This window comes from Kribbella yunnanensis (assembly GCF_039529655.1).
Classification (GTDB): Bacteria; Actinomycetota; Actinomycetes; order Propionibacteriales; family Kribbellaceae; genus Kribbella; species Kribbella yunnanensis.
The window spans coordinates 195,753-211,430 of record NZ_BAAANF010000001.1 but is presented as its reverse complement, the minus strand read 5'-3'; the positions used below and the strand labels follow the sequence as shown (position 1 = coordinate 211,430).

The window sequence follows — 15,678 nt, the reverse complement described above, 5'->3', positions numbered from 1 at the left end:
GAGGGGCTACTGACCGGAGGTCGTCTTGTCCTTACCGACAATGCCTTCGACCGCTTCGTCGTAGTTCTTCGCGGCTTCGTCCACCGAGGACTGCCCGGTCATCACCGCCTCCATCGCGGTGATGATCTCGTTCGAGACCTTCGGGTACTCCGCGTACGCCGGCCGGTAGACCGTCACCGACACCAGGTCGGTGAAGAACTGCGTGCTCTTCGACGAACTCTTGTAGCCCTCGTCCGCGGCGACATCCTTCCGTACGGCGATCTGTGCGCCGTCGGTCGCGTACTTGGCCGCGTTCTTCTGCGTCTGCAGGGTCTTGATCAGGTTCCAGGCCGCGTCGGGGTTCTTCGACTTGGCCGGGATCGCCCAGGTCCAGCCACCGGAGAGGCTGACCTTGCCCTTACCGCCACCGTCCTGGGTCGGCATCGCGGTCTGGCCCATCACCTCGGTCCACTGCGGCCACGGCTTGGCGCCGGTCTTCTGCCAGTTGCCGTAGATCCAGGAGCCGTCGAGCGCGATCCCGAGCTTGCCCTCGGGGAGCAGCTCGGTACCGACCTTGCTGCCCATGTTCGGGTCCAGCGCCTGCTTCGGCGACGGGCCGATGCCCTCGGTGAAGACGGTCTTGATGAAGTTCAGCGAGTCCTTGAAGCCCTTGCTGCCAACGACCCACTTCTGCTGGTCATTGTTGTAGAGCGTGTCCTTCGTGCCGTACAGGAGCATCTCGAAGCCCTGCATGGCCGAGGCCTCACCCATCGGCTTGCCGGAGTAGACGTTCAGCGGGGTGACACCGGGCACCTTGGCCTTGATCGTCCGGGCCGCACTCAGTACGTCGTCCCACGTCTTCGGCTGCCAGTCGGCCGGCAACCCGGCCTTGGCGAAGATCTGCTTGTTGTACCAGAGCGCACGCGTGTCGGTGCCGTCCGGTACGCCGTACGTCTTGCCGTCCAGCGCCTTGGCCGCGCCCTTGGCGGTGTCCTCGAACTGGCTCCACTGGTCCCACTTCGAGATGTACTCGTCGAGCGGCCGCAGGTAGCCCGCCGTGATGTCGGAGTTGATCAGGAAGGTGTCTTCGTAGACGACATCCGGTGCGGTGTTCGGCGACCGCATCATCAGCTGCAGCTTGGTGTAGTAGTCGTTCTCACTCGCCACGATGGGGAGGATCTCGACCGTCGAACCGGGGTTGGCCGCCTCGTACTCGGTCTTCACTCCGGCCAGGAAGGTCTTCATGGTCGTGCCCGGGCCCCATTGCTGGTAGGCGATCTTGATGTTCGCCGGGCCACTGCTCTGACCACCGGATTCCGGCTGCTTCGTGGTCGACCCCTGACTACAGGCCGACACCGCCAGCAGCAGCGCGGATGCGACCAGTGCACCGGCCGCCTTGAAACGCTTTCTTGTCACCATCAGGTCCACCTTCGGGCAATCGTTGTCATCCCGGTACCACGACCCAAACAGAGGGGGCTTTTGGCGAACTTAGGAGGCTGACGGCCGTGAAGTCAATGGGTGACAGACAACGTTGTCCGAGCTGCCAAGCGGTAACGCGGTGACCTTGTCATAACAATCAGGTCACCGCGCCGAAACATCGTTCAGACGGTAACGGGCGAAGCCTCGTGACGACCATGGACGAAACGTTGCGACCGCATCGCGCCCAGACCACAGAGGGCCAGGCCGAGGGCGAGCCACGCGCCCAGTACGACGAACGCCGTACCGGACCCTGCGCCGTCGAAGAAGCTCACGGAGCGCAACGCCGTACCGGCGGCTCCCGGCGGTAGCAACTGACCGAGCGCACCCCACCCACCGGGCAGCATCTCCGGTGCGCTTGACAGTCCGGACAGCGGATTGCCGAGCAGCATCATCACCGCGGCCCCGACACCGAGCCCGGCAAATCCGAACAGCCACTCCAGCCCGAGCAGCGTCAGACTGATCGCGGCGATCGACAGCGCGATCACCCCGGAGTTCGCGAGGTAGTTGCCCTCAAAGGAGCCGAGCCAGAATTGCAGTACGGCGGTCAGTGCGAGCCCACCCGTGATGGCCAGGCCGACTGCCCCGATCATCCGGCGACTGCCGCCCGAGACCCGCATGGTCAGCACGGCCGCGGTCATGATGCCGCCGATCACCAGCGGGAGCGCACCGGCAGCCAGACCAGCGCCTCGCGGGTCATCGGTGGGGAGCGGTACGACGTCGGTCACCTTGGCCGGGTGTTCCGGCGACAACCGAGTGGCCAGCTGAGCGAGTAGCTGGGCGACCACCGGCCCACTGGCCGAGGCGGTCAGCACCTCGGGTTGCGCCGGGTCGAGGACGATCGCGCCGTACACCTCGCGGTCCTCGATCTTCTGCGTGGCGGCCGCCCGGTCGGTCACCTGGGTGATCTCGAACCCGCCTGGCATCGCCTGCTCCAGCCCGGCCTGGACCTGACCGATGGCCTGACTCGGACCGGCCACAGCGATCGGTACGTCGCGGGGCGCGGACCGGGCAGCCGGCCACGCGAACGCGATCAGCAGCACGGTGAGCACGGCGGTGAGCAGCAGAACGAGGACAACCACAGGCGGCTCGCGGTGCTCGGCCGGCGCCTCAGCAGTCATGACGGGGACTCCTTCTCGAACTAAAACCGAATGACCGTTCTTTATCAACTCCGAGCCTGCCGCAGAGTGACCGAGCTTGTCAAGAACGGACATTCGTTTTAAGTTTCGCGGTATGCCGAAGGTGACCGAGGAACATCGCATCGCCCGCCGCGCCCAGATCGTGGCGGCCGCGCGGTCCTGCGTTCTCGAGCAGGGTTTCCACAAGACGACGATGGCCGACGTGATCGCGGCCTCCGAGCTGTCCGCCGGCGCCGTCTACGGCTACTTCAAGAGCAAGGAAGAGATCGTCGCGGCGATCGCCGAGGAGGCGCTCAGCTCCGTCGAGGAGCTGTTCGACACGGTCCTGGTCACCGACGAGCCGGTGCGTCCGGCGATGGTGCTGGAGCGCGTCCTGCGCCACGTCGTCTCGATCGCCGAGCGGCCCGGCGGCGATATCACCCGGATCGGCGTCCAGGCCTGGGCCGAGGCCCTGCGCAACCCGGTCGTGATGGAGATTGCCGGCGGCAAGTACCGGATGGTGCGCGACCGCTTCACCGACGTCGCCCGGCGCGCCCAGGCCGACGGCACCATCGACGCGGACGCCGACCCCGAGCACGTCGCCCAGGCCCTGTTCGGTTTCGTGCCCGGTTTCATCCTGCAGCGCCTGCTGCTCAGCGATACGACACCCGAGTCGTACACCGCCGGACTGCACGCGATTCTGCGCTAGCTGAGTCGAGTCTGCTCAAGTCATCAGACCTCCCAAAACTGAGAGTCCGTCCCACTTGCCCCGCGCAGCGACGAATTCATGAAGGAGGTCTTGAGTCGCGCGACCTACCCGGTTAAGTTGTCCGAGCACTTCATTCAGGACTTGAAGAAAGGCTCGTGACAGCCAACCGACCGCTGGGGAGTCGACGGGTGCGCGGACGAACGATCACACGAACACGGCCGGATGCTGATCTGGCGTGGTACTGGAGCAGCCAGAGCGCGAGCTTCGTCGGTGACCGGCTGACCGGTTTCGCCGTTCCCAGCATCGCGATCCTGACGCTGAACGCGTCCAGTGCCGAGGTCGGCGTACTGTCCGCGCTGGGCTGGTTCGCCTACCCCGCCTTCGGGCTGGTGGCCGGAGCCGCGCTCCCCCACGTGCCGCGCCGCCGCGTGATGATCACCGGCGAGGTCATCCGGTTCGCCGCGTTCGCGACGATCCCGTTGGCCGCAGCGCTCGGTGGGGCTGGGATGGGCCAGCTCTTCGTGGTGGTCGCGGTCGCGGGCATTGCGATGGTGTTCGTCGACGTCGCCAGTCAGTCCTACCTGCCCGCACTCGTCTCGGCGGACCAGTTAGTCGGAGTCAACGCCAAGCTGCAGAGCTCGGACAGCGCCTCCAAGCTCGTCGGTCCCGCACTGGCCGGCCTGCTCCTCCGCACCACCGGTACGACGGTTGCTCTGTTCCTGACCGCGTTGTCGTTTCTAGCCTCGGCGTACGGCCGGACCCGGATCACTGCGGTCGAGCGGCCGGCCGAACCCGCCACGGAGCCTTTCCTGCAACGGATCCACACCGGCTTCGCGTTCGTCCGACACCACCCCGTACTGCGTCGACAAGTCGGCGCAGCCGCGGTTCGGAGCTTCGGCTCGGGCATGGTCGACGCCGTACTGCTCCTGTTCGCGTACCGCGTTCTCGGGCTCTCCAGCCTCGCCGGCGGCCTGCTGATCGCCGCTGGCTCGGTCGGCGGCCTACTCGGCGCTTTCGTGGCCAACCGCCTCGCCGGCAAGCTCGGTACCCGCAGAGTGCTGTTGCTGACGAGTGTGGAAGCCCTGTGCTGGTTGGCGATTCCACTCTGCCTCGTCACGACACCTGCGATCACCCTGGTGCTGATCCGCGTACTCGCGGGCGGCTGGCTGCCGGTGTGGAACGTCGTGACCACCAGCGTCCGTCAGCAGGTCACTCCGGCCGCACTGCAGAGCACAGTGCACGCAACCGCCCGCACGCTCACCTCATCGACCGTTCCGCTCGGGGCGCTCACTGGCGGCTTCGCCGGCGGCGTACTGAGCTCTCACCTCGGGGCCGCGACCGGTCTCGTCCTCGTCCTGGCGACGGGAGGTGTGATCGCCGGAAGCAGTGCCCTACTCGTTGCCACCGAACCACGGGAGGTCTGATGCGCCCCACCACGACCCGCACCCTGAACACCAAAGAGTTCGCCGACATCCTGCACACCGTCTCGATCCGGTCCAAGGCCCGCAAGAACCTGCTGACCGACCCCGAGTACGCCGCTCCGCTGCCGCAGGAGGTCAGTCTGCAACTGACCTACCGCTGCAACCTGCGCTGCACGCACTGCTACCAGTGGAACGAGCAGGGGTTCTTCCGCGACTTCAGCTCCGAGCGTCAGCGCACCGAGCTGGACCTGTCCGTCATCGAGGACGTGCTCCGTACGACGGCCGACGTACGGTCCAAGCTGTTCCTGTGGGGCGGCGAACCGCTAATGCACACGAAGTTCGACGAGGTGGCGAAGCTGCTGGAGCAGTACCCGCGCACCGTCAACATGTGCACCAACGGACTGCTGTTCAAGCGCAAGGTCGACGACCTGCTCCGGATCGGTGAGCACCTCAACCTCCTGGTCAGCCTGGACGGTCTGGGCGAGGACCACGAGGCACTGCGTGGCCGCGGCACGTTCAAGCGGACCATGGAGAACATCCAGATGATGCTGGACCTCAAACGCGAGGGGAAGTGGGACGGCGAGCTTTCGCTGTCCTGCATGGTCTCCCACGTCACCGTGCACAAGATGTACGAGTTCATGGAGTGGGCCGAGGAGCTGGGCGTCAACACGGTCTACTTCCAGTTCCCGTGGTACATCAGCCCGTCTGTGGCTGAGGCGATGGACCGGCTCTACGAGCAGTCGTTCGCCTGGCTGCAGCCGAACACCGGCACCAAGAAGCCCACCTGGCACTCGTACACGTACCAGCTGCCGGAAGAAGAGCTGCCCGCGCTACGCGAGTCGATGGCCCGGCTGGCGTCCCGCGCCTGGAACGTGCGGCTGCGCTACCAACCGCAGCTAGAGGACGACGAGGTGACCGACTTCATCCTCGGTACCTCGCGCCCGGCGCAGCACCGCAGCAAGTGCCTCGCGGTCTCGAACCGGATGGAGGTGCACGCCGACGGCGCGGTGAGCTCCTGCAAGTTCTTCCCGGAGTTCGTGGTCGGCAACCTGTACGACCAGTCGGTCAACGACCTCTGGCAGAGCCAGTCGTTCCGTGAGGTCCGCCGGATCATGTCCGAGAACGGAATGATGCCGGTCTGCTCGAAGTGCATCCTCCTTTACCTGAACGGAGTCTGAGGTGACGATCGAAGACCGCGTGAAGCTGGTGCTGGCCAAGGTGCTCGACAACGGCACGACCGCCGAGGAGATCGGCTCCGGCGCCGACCTGGTCGAGGAGTACGGTCTGGACTCGCTGCAGACGATCACGTTCCTGCTGGCGATCGAGGACGAGTTCGACCTCGAACTCGACTACCCCAACCTGCAGCTTGACGATCTGCGATCGGTGCGGCAGTTCAGCACCTTCGTGGAGCGGCTGGCGACTCCCGTGCAATGACAGTCCGCTTCGGGACCTTCGACGCCGAGACCTGGTGGCGGCCGCCTGACCTGGCCGAGCTGCCGTCGGTCGGCGGTGGCGATCCGGCCGTCGGCGCGATGGACGAGCTGCTGCTGGGATTCTGCGCGCCGGACGACCTGCTGATCACCCGGTATCCGATCCACCCGGACGTCCTGGCCGGTCATTCGGTGCGGCATCTGTCGGTGACCGACCCGGGTCCCGGTCCGGTCGAGCGGTTCATCGATCCGGGGCTGGTGCACGGCGCCGACGTTGCGCCGTACGCCGTCCTGCCGGACACCTCCCGGTTGGTCGGAGCGAGCCTGCCGTCGAGTGAGGTCGTTGCCCTGGTCAACTCCAAGACCTGGTCCAACGACCTGGTGATCGAGCTCGGCCTCCCCGGCGCAGGCCGCGTCGTCCGCTCGCCGGAGGAACTCGTCACCGCCGTCACCGAGCTCGACTTCCGAGCTCTCGTGAAGGACCCGTACGGCGTCTCCGGTCGCGCTCTGCTCGAGATTTCCACGCCCGGCGTGCTGCGCGCGGTCGAGCGCGTGCTGCGCAAGCAGGACCGCCGGGTCGAGCTGCTCGTCCAGGAGAAGCTGCCCAAACTGCACGATTTCTCGGGCCACTTGCAACTGCACCGCGACGGTACGGCGGAGTTCCTCGGCCTGCAGCAGATGACCAACAAGGGCTTCCGTCATCTCGGATCGCACCGACCGCCGCCGGCCCTGGTGGACGAGGGCTGGTACGCCGAATCGCTGGCCGGTGTCATCGATGCACTCGCGAAGGCCGGGTACTGGGGACCGGTCGGCGTCGACGCGATGCTGCTCGCCGACGGAACCGTCGTACCGGTCCTCGAGATCAATGCCCGGCAATCCCTCGGTCTGCTCACCCTGCACCTGGATCAGCGGACCGAACTGACTGCCCACCTGTGGCAGCTCGAACTGAATGTTGCTCCAGGCAAGGGAATTATCGACGTGCTGACCGCCTTCGACGGTTTGCTCACGACCGGCGACCGGCCCGGCGTACTGGTGCTGAACGGCAGCACCCTCGCCGCGCCCGGTGGCCGTGTCTACTTTGCGATTTTCTGCCACACCGAGGAGCTCGGTTCCTGGCAACGCCGCCTGACGGCTGCGGTCGACGCCGCCGGCCTGACACCACGAGGGATGACCGATGCCGCTTGAGATCGGGCTGATCGGAGCCACCGGGATCGCTGCCCGCACCATGCTGGCACCGGCCACCACCGCGAACGCCCACGTCCGGGCCGTCGCCGCCAGTGACGCCGTACGGGCCAAGGAGTTCGCCAACCAGCACGGGATCGAGGTCGTGCACGAGAACTATGCGGCCCTGCTCGCCGACCCGGCGGTCGAGGCCGTCTACATCTCGCTGCACAACTCGGCGCACCACCGCTGGGCAGTCCGCGCGGCCGTCGCCGGCAAACACGTGATCGTCGAGAAACCGCTGTGCCTCACCGCCGACCAAGTCGCGGAACTGGAGTTCGCCGCCAACGGCACCGTCCAGGTGACCGAGGCCGTCGCGACCGCCAACCACGAGTGGCAGCAGGTGGTTCGCTCATTCATCGACGACAGCCGGTACGGCGTACTGCGTTCCGTTCGCACGCGGATGACGTTCGCCGAACCGGTGCCCGGCGGCTACCGCGATCAGCCCGAGCTCGGCGGCGGCATCTTCTACGACTGCGCCAGCTATTGGCTCCAAGCGATCCAAGCAACAGTCGGCCTCGACTCCGAAACCGACGCCGTCGAGGTGACCGGCGAGTCCGCGTTCGACGGCCCGAACGGAGTCGACCGATCCTTCGTGGCCACGCTGCACTGGCCCGACGGCGCAACCGCAACTCTGCATTGCGAAACCGGCCCCAACCACCTCAGCGAACACCTCTTCGAGTTCGAGGAAGCCACGGTCAAACTCCGCAACTTCCTTCGCCCGGTCCTAGGCGCCGTCCCCCTCAACCTGGTCATCACCCCCACCAACGGCAACCGCGAAGTCATCAGCTTCGCCCCCGTCGCCTACTACGAACGCCAACTCACCAACTTCGTCAACGGCACCTCAGACCTGGCCGAAGCCATCCCCCGCATAGAACTGATGGACGCCATCTACCACGACGCCCGCCGAAGGGCCACCTCATGAGCCGCCGCCCCTCGCCCCGCCCTCTCGACCCCGCCTATGTCACCACCTTGCTTACCAGCGCAGGCCGCAATCCTGCGGCCCTCACCACGGTCACGGAGCTCGCCGACGGCACCTACAACAGCGTCTACCTGCTCAACCACGCCGACGGTGACCTGGTGCTGAAGATCGCACCAACCGGCCCCGGCCTCACGCACGAGCAGGACCTCATCCAGACCGAGGCGATCTTCTACCGAGCAGCACAGGGCAAAGCACCAGTCCCCGAGGTCGTGCACTCCGGAACCGACTTCCTGCTGATGACCGCCCTCCCTGGCGTCACCCTCAACAGCGTCTCCGCCGACCGAGCGCAGTACCGGCGTGAACTCGGCGGCATCGTCTCGAGCCTCCACGAAGTCACCGGCACCGCCGGATTCGGCTATCCGCAACGCGGTCTCAAAGACTCGTGGAGCAAAGCGTTCCTAGGCATGTTCGACGACCTCCTGGCCGACGCCGCCCGGTACGACGTCGCGCTCCCACCCAAGGTGTCCCGCCAACTCGTCACCGACCGCATCGCCCTACTCGACTCCGTAAGAGTCCCCCGCCTGATCCACTTCGACCTGTGGGACGGCAACATCCTGGTCGAGGACGGCCGCGTCACCGGCCTCATCGACGGCGAGCGCGCGTTCTGGGGCGACCCGGTAGCGGAGTTCGTCTCGCTGACCCTCTTCAGCGACGTGGACACCGACCTCATCACCGGGTACGGCGCCGACATCAACCGCGAACGCCTGTCGCTCTACCGCGTCTACCTCTACCTGATCATGCTCATTGAAGGCACCCCGCGCGGTTACACCGGCCCCGACCACGAAGGCCTGGTCAAACTGGTAGAGCGGCACCTCGCCAAAGAACTGGCAGCGCTGTGATCGAGATCCTCACCTCCGGCGTAGCGCTAGGCGTCCACGTCCCCGGTCTGCTGCTGGCCGACCGCATCCGCGAGCAGGGCGGCCAAGTCTCCGTCTCAGTCCTAGAACGCCTCATGCCGGCCAAGACCCTCGAAACCACCGCCCAGTCCAAGCTAGCGTTCCACCGCGACTTCCGAGTCGCCATGGCGGGCCAGAAGCTCGCCGGCAACGCCTCCCGCGCCGCAGACCCTGCAGCCGTCGAGAAACTCTTCAAAGACTGGCAGTCCCGCGGAGTGAGCCGGTTCATCGTCTTCTCCGGCTTCTGGCTCACCCTGCTCACCGAGTACCTCGAACACCACGGTCCGGTCGACGTAGACATCTGCCACGTGGACTCCGTCATCTCCCCCTCATTCCAGAAGGTGGGCACGCCGCCGTACCCAGTCCGGCACGTCAAGCTCGCCGATGCGGACGCGGGCACGATCCCCTGCAGCATCCCGGTCAGTCGCGACGCACCGCTCGCCTGGACCGACCGCGACCACCGCCTGCTGGTACACGGCGGCGGCTGGGGCATGGGCACCTACCGCGAGTACGCCGCCGAGCTAGGCACCGTGGGTTTCGCCCTGGACGTGGTCGCCTACGAGAAGCAGGACCTGACCTCAGACGGCGTTCGCTACTTCATGATCGACCCGGACTGGCATCCCTGGCTGGATGACGGCTACCCGCCGTTCGGACTCGCCGGTGAGGCGTTCGAGCAGCGCACTGGTCACCATGGCTCGTTCGACCTGTGTCGGCAGGCCCTGGCCACTGTCAGCAAGCCCGGCGGCGGCACTCTGCTGGACTCGCTATGGTCGGCAACCCCACTCGTCCTACTGGAACCATTCGGCGCCCACGAGCAGCGCAATGCCGACCTGTGGATCTCACTCGGCTACGGCATCTCCTTCGAGGACTGGGCGCGCAAGGACTTCGCAGTCGACGTACTGCAAGAACTCCACGAGACCCTGCTCAAAGCGGAGGTGCCTGACTACTCGGAGGAGCTCCGGTGAAGACCTCGCTGTGGCAGACGTTCGCACTGCATCTCGACGACAAGCGGCCGGGGTTCGCCCGAGGACCGTGGTTCACCATGAACGCCGTACTCGAGCTGGACGGCGCACTGGACCACAGCGCCCTCGCAGCAGCCTTCGACGAACTTCAGCGCCGGCACGACGTACTGCGCACCGAGATCGTCGACCACGCCCAACTGATCCACTCTGCGCCAACTGCCGAGCTGGAGCTGGTCGATGCGGTCGAGACCCACGCCGAGGTACCGCTCGCAGCACCAGTCCGGCTGCGGTTGGCCGGAAACCGGCTAGCACTCCACCTGCACCACATGGTCGCCGACCCGGTGACACTCTGGACCACACTCGACGAGCTGGCGACTCTCTACTCCGCCCAGCGGACAGGTGCCGCCGTACCGCCGCCTGCCGCGCAGTACGCCGACTACACGCTCAACGAGGCCGCACTGGTCGAACGCCAACGCGGTTCGGCGACTGACTGGTGGCAGACCCGAATCACCGACGCCAAACCCTGCCCCCAACCACCACTCCAGCCAGCCAAGCCATTCGCCTACCGCGAGCAGCTACTCACCAACACCGAGCTAGCCGCCGTCGACCAGCGCACCTTGCAACAACGCAGTACGCCGCTCGTCACCCTGCTCGCCGCACTGGCCGCCGGAATGACGCCGTACGTCGGAGCTGGTGAAACCCTGGTCTTCGCCACCCTGTTCAGCAAACGCGACCGACCGCAGTGGCAGCGCGTTCTCGGCCCCTGCATCGTGCCCTCGGTCCTCGCAATCCCCCGCGACGGCGACATCGCCGCCGTACGCGAGGCTGTCGTCGGCTGCAGCCGCTACGCCCGCTTCCCCATCCTCGAAGCCGACGTGCCGCCCCGGTCCCCCTTCTTCGAATACGTGCCCCAGAACTGGCCGTCCGGCTACGACTTCGGCCCCATCCACGCCTCGGTCGCCGCCGTGGCCGGCCCCAAGGACACCGGCCTGGCCGACATCCTCGGCATTCGCCTCCGCCCCACCACCGACAACACCCTCACCGGCCACTTCAGCGGCGACGGCACCGACTGGACCGAGTCCCTGGTGTCCCAGGTCTGCGCCGGTCTGCGCGACCACTTGCTGTCCTGAGGTGGGGTTTGCACCACCATCGACCACGGCTCAGCACCCTGGGGCGGGGCGCGGCGGATCCGTAGCGTCCTGAGCATGACGAAGAAGCGGCAGGATGCCGTGCTCCCGAGCGAGCACTCTGTGGTTCTCCAGGACGTACGACGGGTCTACGGCCGCGGTGGCAATACCGTCACCGCGCTCGACGGGGTCAGCATCGGATTCGGTCGCGGCACGTTCACCGCGGTGATGGGGCCGTCGGGATCCGGTAAGAGCACGTTCCTGCACTGTGCCGCCGGTCTGGACCGGCCGACGTCGGGTTCGGTGCTGATCGATGGACTGCCGTTGGCTGGGATGAAGGAGTACCAGCTGACCGAGCTGCGCCGCGAGCGGATCGGGTTCGTGTTCCAGTCGTTCAACCTGCTGCCGGCGCTGACGGTCTGGCAGAACGTCGTCCTCCCGCAGGAGCTGGACGGTCGTCGTCCGAACAAGGCCGCGGTGCGCGAGGTGCTCGAGCGGGTCGGCCTCAGCGACAAGCAGCGGAACCGGCCCGGCGAACTGTCCGGCGGTCAACAGCAGCGGGTCGCGATCGCCCGCGCCCTGGTCGCCCGCCCGGCGGTGATCTTCGCCGATGAGCCGACCGGCGCCCTCGACACGCAGACCGCTGCCGACGTCCTCGAACTGCTCCGCGAACCGGTCCGCACCCAGGGCCAGACCGTCGTGATGGTCACCCACGATCCAGTCGCCGCGTCGTACGCCGACCAGGTCGTCTTCCTCGCCGACGGCCGCCTGGCCGGCAGCCTGATCGCCCCGACCGCCGAGCAGGTCGCCGACCGGATGACGCACCTCGGTGCGCGCGGGAACCTGGCGGTGGCCTGATGATGCGGCTCGCCATCCGCACCCTGCATTTCCGCAAGGGCGGGTTCATCGCCACCTTCATCGCGGTCGTCTTCGGTACGGCGATCGTGATGGCCTGCGGCGGTCTGATGGAGACCGGGATCCGCTCGAACGTCGAACCCCAGCGCCTGGCCGCGGCCCCGATCGTGGTCACCGGCCAGCAGTCGCACAAACCGCCGGGCGCCGACGAAGACACCGACGCGTTCGTACTGACCGAGCTGGTCGGTGTACCGGTTGAACTGCTGACCAAGCTGCGCGCGGTCGAAGGGATCACGGGAGTGATCGGCGACCGCAGCTTCACGGCACCGCTGGTCACGCCATCCGGGCCAGTCGTTGCCGAAGGCCACAACTGGGCGAGCGCTGCGTTGGCGCCGTACAAGCTGGTCAGCGGCCACGCGCCTCGCGTCGGCGAGGTCGTCAGCACGTCCGGCCGTCTGGGTTCTCGAGTGAGCGTGCTGGTGAACGGCACGGCGGAGCGCTTCACGGTCGGTGGGATCGCCGCGGCGCCGGCCGGGCACACGTTCTTCAGCGAGACCGACGCCGCCCGGCTCAGCCGGATGCCCGACCGGTACGCCGACGTCGGCGTACTGGTTGCCCCCGGCACCGACCTGGGCGCGGTCAAGGAACGGATCGAGGCGCTCGGGAATCTGACCGCATCCTCCGGAGTCGACCGGGGTCTCGCCGAGCACCCGGGAACCACCGGCCAGCGGGAGGCGCTGATCGCGATCGCCGGTTCGTTCGGCGGGATCGCGGTGATGACGATGATGTTCGTCGTCGCGTCCACGCTGGCGCTGTCCGCCCAGCACCGCGAGCGCGAGTTCGCCCTGCTGCGCGGGATCGGTACGACGCCGGGTCAGGTACGGCGGATGATCCTCGGCGAAGGTCTGCTCGTCGCCCTCCCGGCCGTTGTCGTCGGCGTCCTGCCCGGGATGGCACTCGGCCGATTCCTGTTCGAGCAACTCGCTGAGCATGGTGTCGCCTCGTCGGTGATCTCCTTCTACCAAGGACTGATTCCGTTCGCGGCCGGTGCCGGTGGAGCGATCCTGGCGGTCATCGGTGCCGCACTGATCGCGGCCCGCAAGTCGGCCAAGATCAAGCCTGTTCAGGCGCTGATGGAGTCTTCGCTGCAGCGCAAGTGGTTCAGCTGGGTGCGATTGATCGCCGGACTGCTGTTCCTCGGCGGCGGTCTCGCCCTGCTGATCGTGACCGCGACGGTGATGGTCGGACCGCTCGCGGGTGCCACCGCTGGACCTTCCATCCTGTGCTGGTCGATCGGTGTTGCCCTGCTCGGCCCGTTCTGGACCAAGGCCGCTCTGCTGCTGTGGCGCTGGCCGGTGCAGCTGTTCAGCCGGGTCAACGGCCGGCTGGCGATCCGCAACGTGTCGGTCCGCTCGGTGGCAGTGTCGGCTGCTGTGATGCCGGTGATGCTTGCCGTCAGCATCTCGACCGCCAACCTCTACATGCAGACCACCCAGGTCGACGCCGCCTCCAAAGCCTTCACCCGCGACCTCAACGCCGACGTCGTCCTCACCTCAGCGACCGGCATGTCGCCACAACTCGTGCAGCAGGTCCGCGCCGTACCAGGTGTGTCCGGTGCATCGGCGTACGTCCGCAGTACCGGCGTCATCGACGAACCCCGCAATGCCCCCTTCGACGACGACGGCGCCCCACTCGTCGGCGTCGACGCCCAAGATGCGAACGGCCCGGCACCGGTCCGCGTCACCGCCGGATCGCTCAGCGGCCTGACCGGCTCGACCGTCGCGCTCCCCGAATACGTCGCGCAGAAGATCGGTCGCGCCGTCGGATCGACCATCACCGTGACCATGGGCGACGGCACCTCCGTGAAGCTCCGAGTGGTCGCGACCTTCGCCGCCGAACGCGGCTACGAAAGCATCGTCCTCCCCGCGGCCCTAGTCACCGCCCACACCACCGACGGCCTCGTCCGCCAGATCCTCGTCCGCGCCGACCCCGGCGCCCGCCCGGCCCTGACAAAGCTCGCGGCCGCGCATCCCGGCGTACAGGTCGCTGATCGTGAGGCCCTGGTCAGCGCCAACGCCGAGGACCAGAAAACCCAAGCCTGGGTGAACTACATGCTCGTCGGCATGCTCATCGCCTACACCGCAGTCTCGGTGGTCAACACCCTCGTCTCCACCACTCTGCGCCGCCGCCGAGAGTTCGCCCTCCAACGCCTCACCGGCTCCACCCGCTCGCAGGTCCTCCGCATGCTGACGGCCGAAGGCACCCTCATCACCCTCTCCGGCATCACGCTGGGCACCCTCGTAGCCCTGGCCTGCCTACTCCCCTTCTCAGCCAAGGTCGCCAACGACCTCCCCACCGGCCCTCTCTGGATCTACCTACTGATCATCGGCACCGCAGCCCTCCTCACCTTCACCTCCACCCTCGTCCCCGCCCTCACCTCCCTCCGCCACTCCCCCACCCAACCCACCCACGCCGACTAGTTATCCACAGCCCCTCCTGCAGCAACACGCCGCTTACCTCATGCTGAGTCGAATGGAATGGTGGTGGCACCGGCACCTAGCCGACAAGGGAATCCAGGAACTCATCCGGAGCCAGCACCTGGTCGTGTCGCGCGTCCAACTGCTCTCGGCAGGATGGACGAGCGACCGCATCCGGCAGCGGATCCGCAGCCGCCGCTGGCAAACCGTCCACCCCGGTGTCTACTCCACCCACAACGGCCCCATCGGGTACGACGAACGCCTGATCGCCGCCCTCCTGCACGCCGGCCCAGACGCCGCCTGGAGCCACTACACCGCAGCCGAACAACTCGGCCTCCTCAAACCGTCCCCTGATCGCCCCGTCCACGTGGCCATCCCCGACCACCGCACCATCGTCCGACGCCCCGGCCTCGTCATCCACCGCGACAGCCATTGGGCCGACCGACTCGCGCGCGCCACCCCACCCCGCCGGACCGCGGCCCACGCAGTCCTCGACATCGTCGGAATCGCCCAAACCCTCGACGAAGCAGCCGCGGTCATCGCCGACGCCTGCCAATCCGGCCGAGTACACCCCACCGCCATCGCCGCGGCCCTGACCACCCGAGGCCGACTCCGCCACGGCCGTTCACTCCGACCGATCCTCGCCGATGTCGCAGCCGGCTCACACTCACTCCTCGAACTCCGCTACCACCGCGACGTCGAACGCCGCCACGGCCTTCCCACCGGCCACCGCCAACGCGCCATCGACCGAGAGTTCACCGACGTCCACTACGACCCCTTCGGCCTGAACGTCGAACTCGACGGTCGCCTGCACCTCATCCCGCAGCAGCGGTGGCGAGACCTCGACCGCGACAACCGAGCCACCCTCCGCGCGGAGACCACCCTCCGCTACGGCTGGCTCGATATCACCACCCGCCCTTGCACAGCCGCCGTGCAAGTCCTCAAAATCCTCCGCCGCACCATCCCCGACCTCCCCGCCCACCCCTGCAGTTCCACCTGCCCAGTCCGCTAACCGATGGATTTTG

General features: G+C 67.1%; 14 protein-coding genes. 12 read left to right on the top strand and 2 right to left on the bottom strand.

Going from position 1 to position 15,678, the window contains the following annotated elements:
- Nucleotides 1-6: 6 nt before the first annotated feature.
- Complete coding sequence (locus tag ABD231_RS00930; RefSeq protein ID WP_344144055.1) at nt 7-1,398, bottom strand: extracellular solute-binding protein; 1,392 nt, start codon at nt 1,396-1,398, stop codon at nt 7-9.
- A gap of 182 nt (nt 1,399-1,580) precedes the next feature.
- Nucleotides 1,581-2,576 (bottom strand): hypothetical protein, encoded by a 996-nt coding sequence (locus ABD231_RS00925; RefSeq protein WP_344144052.1) that lies wholly within the window; start codon nt 2,574-2,576, stop codon nt 1,581-1,583.
- A 112-nt stretch (nt 2,577-2,688) separates the two neighbouring features.
- Between ABD231_RS00925 and ABD231_RS00920 the strand changes: the two genes are divergently transcribed.
- The 12 genes from ABD231_RS00920 to ABD231_RS00865 all read left to right on the top strand — a co-directional run bounded on the left by ABD231_RS00920 (nt 2,689) and on the right by ABD231_RS00865 (nt 15,665).
- Nucleotides 2,689-3,282 carry a TetR/AcrR family transcriptional regulator gene (locus ABD231_RS00920; RefSeq protein ID WP_344144049.1) on the top strand — a complete coding sequence of 198 codons (594 nt, stop codon included), beginning with the start codon at nt 2,689-2,691 and terminating at the stop codon, nt 3,280-3,282.
- Between the two features lie 188 nt (nt 3,283-3,470).
- A complete protein-coding gene (locus ABD231_RS00915) occupies nt 3,471-4,706 on the top strand; it encodes an MFS transporter (RefSeq protein ID WP_344144047.1) in 1,236 nt (411 codons plus the stop codon).
- Nucleotides 4,706-5,881 carry a radical SAM protein gene (locus ABD231_RS00910; protein WP_344144045.1) on the top strand — a complete coding sequence of 392 codons (1,176 nt, stop codon included), beginning with the start codon at nt 4,706-4,708 and terminating at the stop codon, nt 5,879-5,881. Before ABD231_RS00915 ends, ABD231_RS00910 begins: the two co-directional genes overlap by 1 nt.
- A 1-nt stretch (nt 5,882) precedes the next feature.
- Nucleotides 5,883-6,137, top strand: a complete 255-nt coding sequence (locus ABD231_RS00905) for an acyl carrier protein (protein ID WP_344144043.1) — start codon at nt 5,883-5,885, stop codon at nt 6,135-6,137.
- Nucleotides 6,134-7,318, top strand: a complete 1,185-nt coding sequence (locus ABD231_RS00900; RefSeq protein WP_344144041.1) for a hypothetical protein — start codon at nt 6,134-6,136, stop codon at nt 7,316-7,318. Before ABD231_RS00905 ends, ABD231_RS00900 begins: the two co-directional genes overlap by 4 nt.
- Nucleotides 7,308-8,279 (top strand): Gfo/Idh/MocA family protein, encoded by a 972-nt coding sequence (locus ABD231_RS00895; protein ID WP_344144038.1) that lies wholly within the window; start codon nt 7,308-7,310, stop codon nt 8,277-8,279. The genes ABD231_RS00900 and ABD231_RS00895 overlap by 11 nt, the downstream gene beginning before the upstream one ends.
- Nucleotides 8,276-9,175 carry a phosphotransferase family protein gene (locus ABD231_RS00890; protein ID WP_344144036.1) on the top strand — a complete coding sequence of 300 codons (900 nt, stop codon included), beginning with the start codon at nt 8,276-8,278 and terminating at the stop codon, nt 9,173-9,175. Before ABD231_RS00895 ends, ABD231_RS00890 begins: the two co-directional genes overlap by 4 nt.
- Nucleotides 9,172-10,197 (top strand): glycosyltransferase family protein, encoded by a 1,026-nt coding sequence (locus ABD231_RS00885; RefSeq protein WP_344144033.1) that lies wholly within the window; start codon nt 9,172-9,174, stop codon nt 10,195-10,197. The genes ABD231_RS00890 and ABD231_RS00885 overlap by 4 nt, the downstream gene beginning before the upstream one ends.
- Nucleotides 10,194-11,324: a condensation domain-containing protein gene (locus ABD231_RS00880; protein ID WP_344144030.1), complete on the top strand. Its 1,131-nt coding sequence runs from the start codon at nt 10,194-10,196 to the stop codon at nt 11,322-11,324. The genes ABD231_RS00885 and ABD231_RS00880 overlap by 4 nt, the downstream gene beginning before the upstream one ends.
- Before the next feature lie 75 nt (nt 11,325-11,399).
- Nucleotides 11,400-12,179 carry an ABC transporter ATP-binding protein gene (locus ABD231_RS00875; protein WP_344144028.1) on the top strand — a complete coding sequence of 260 codons (780 nt, stop codon included), beginning with the start codon at nt 11,400-11,402 and terminating at the stop codon, nt 12,177-12,179.
- A complete protein-coding gene (locus ABD231_RS00870; RefSeq protein WP_344144025.1) occupies nt 12,179-14,656 on the top strand; it encodes an ABC transporter permease in 2,478 nt (825 codons plus the stop codon). The genes ABD231_RS00875 and ABD231_RS00870 overlap by 1 nt, the downstream gene beginning before the upstream one ends.
- A gap of 52 nt (nt 14,657-14,708) precedes the next feature.
- Entirely contained in the window at nt 14,709-15,665 is a 957-nt protein-coding gene (locus ABD231_RS00865; RefSeq protein WP_344144023.1) for a hypothetical protein, read from the top strand.
- The last annotated feature ends 13 nt before the right edge of the window (nt 15,666-15,678 follow it).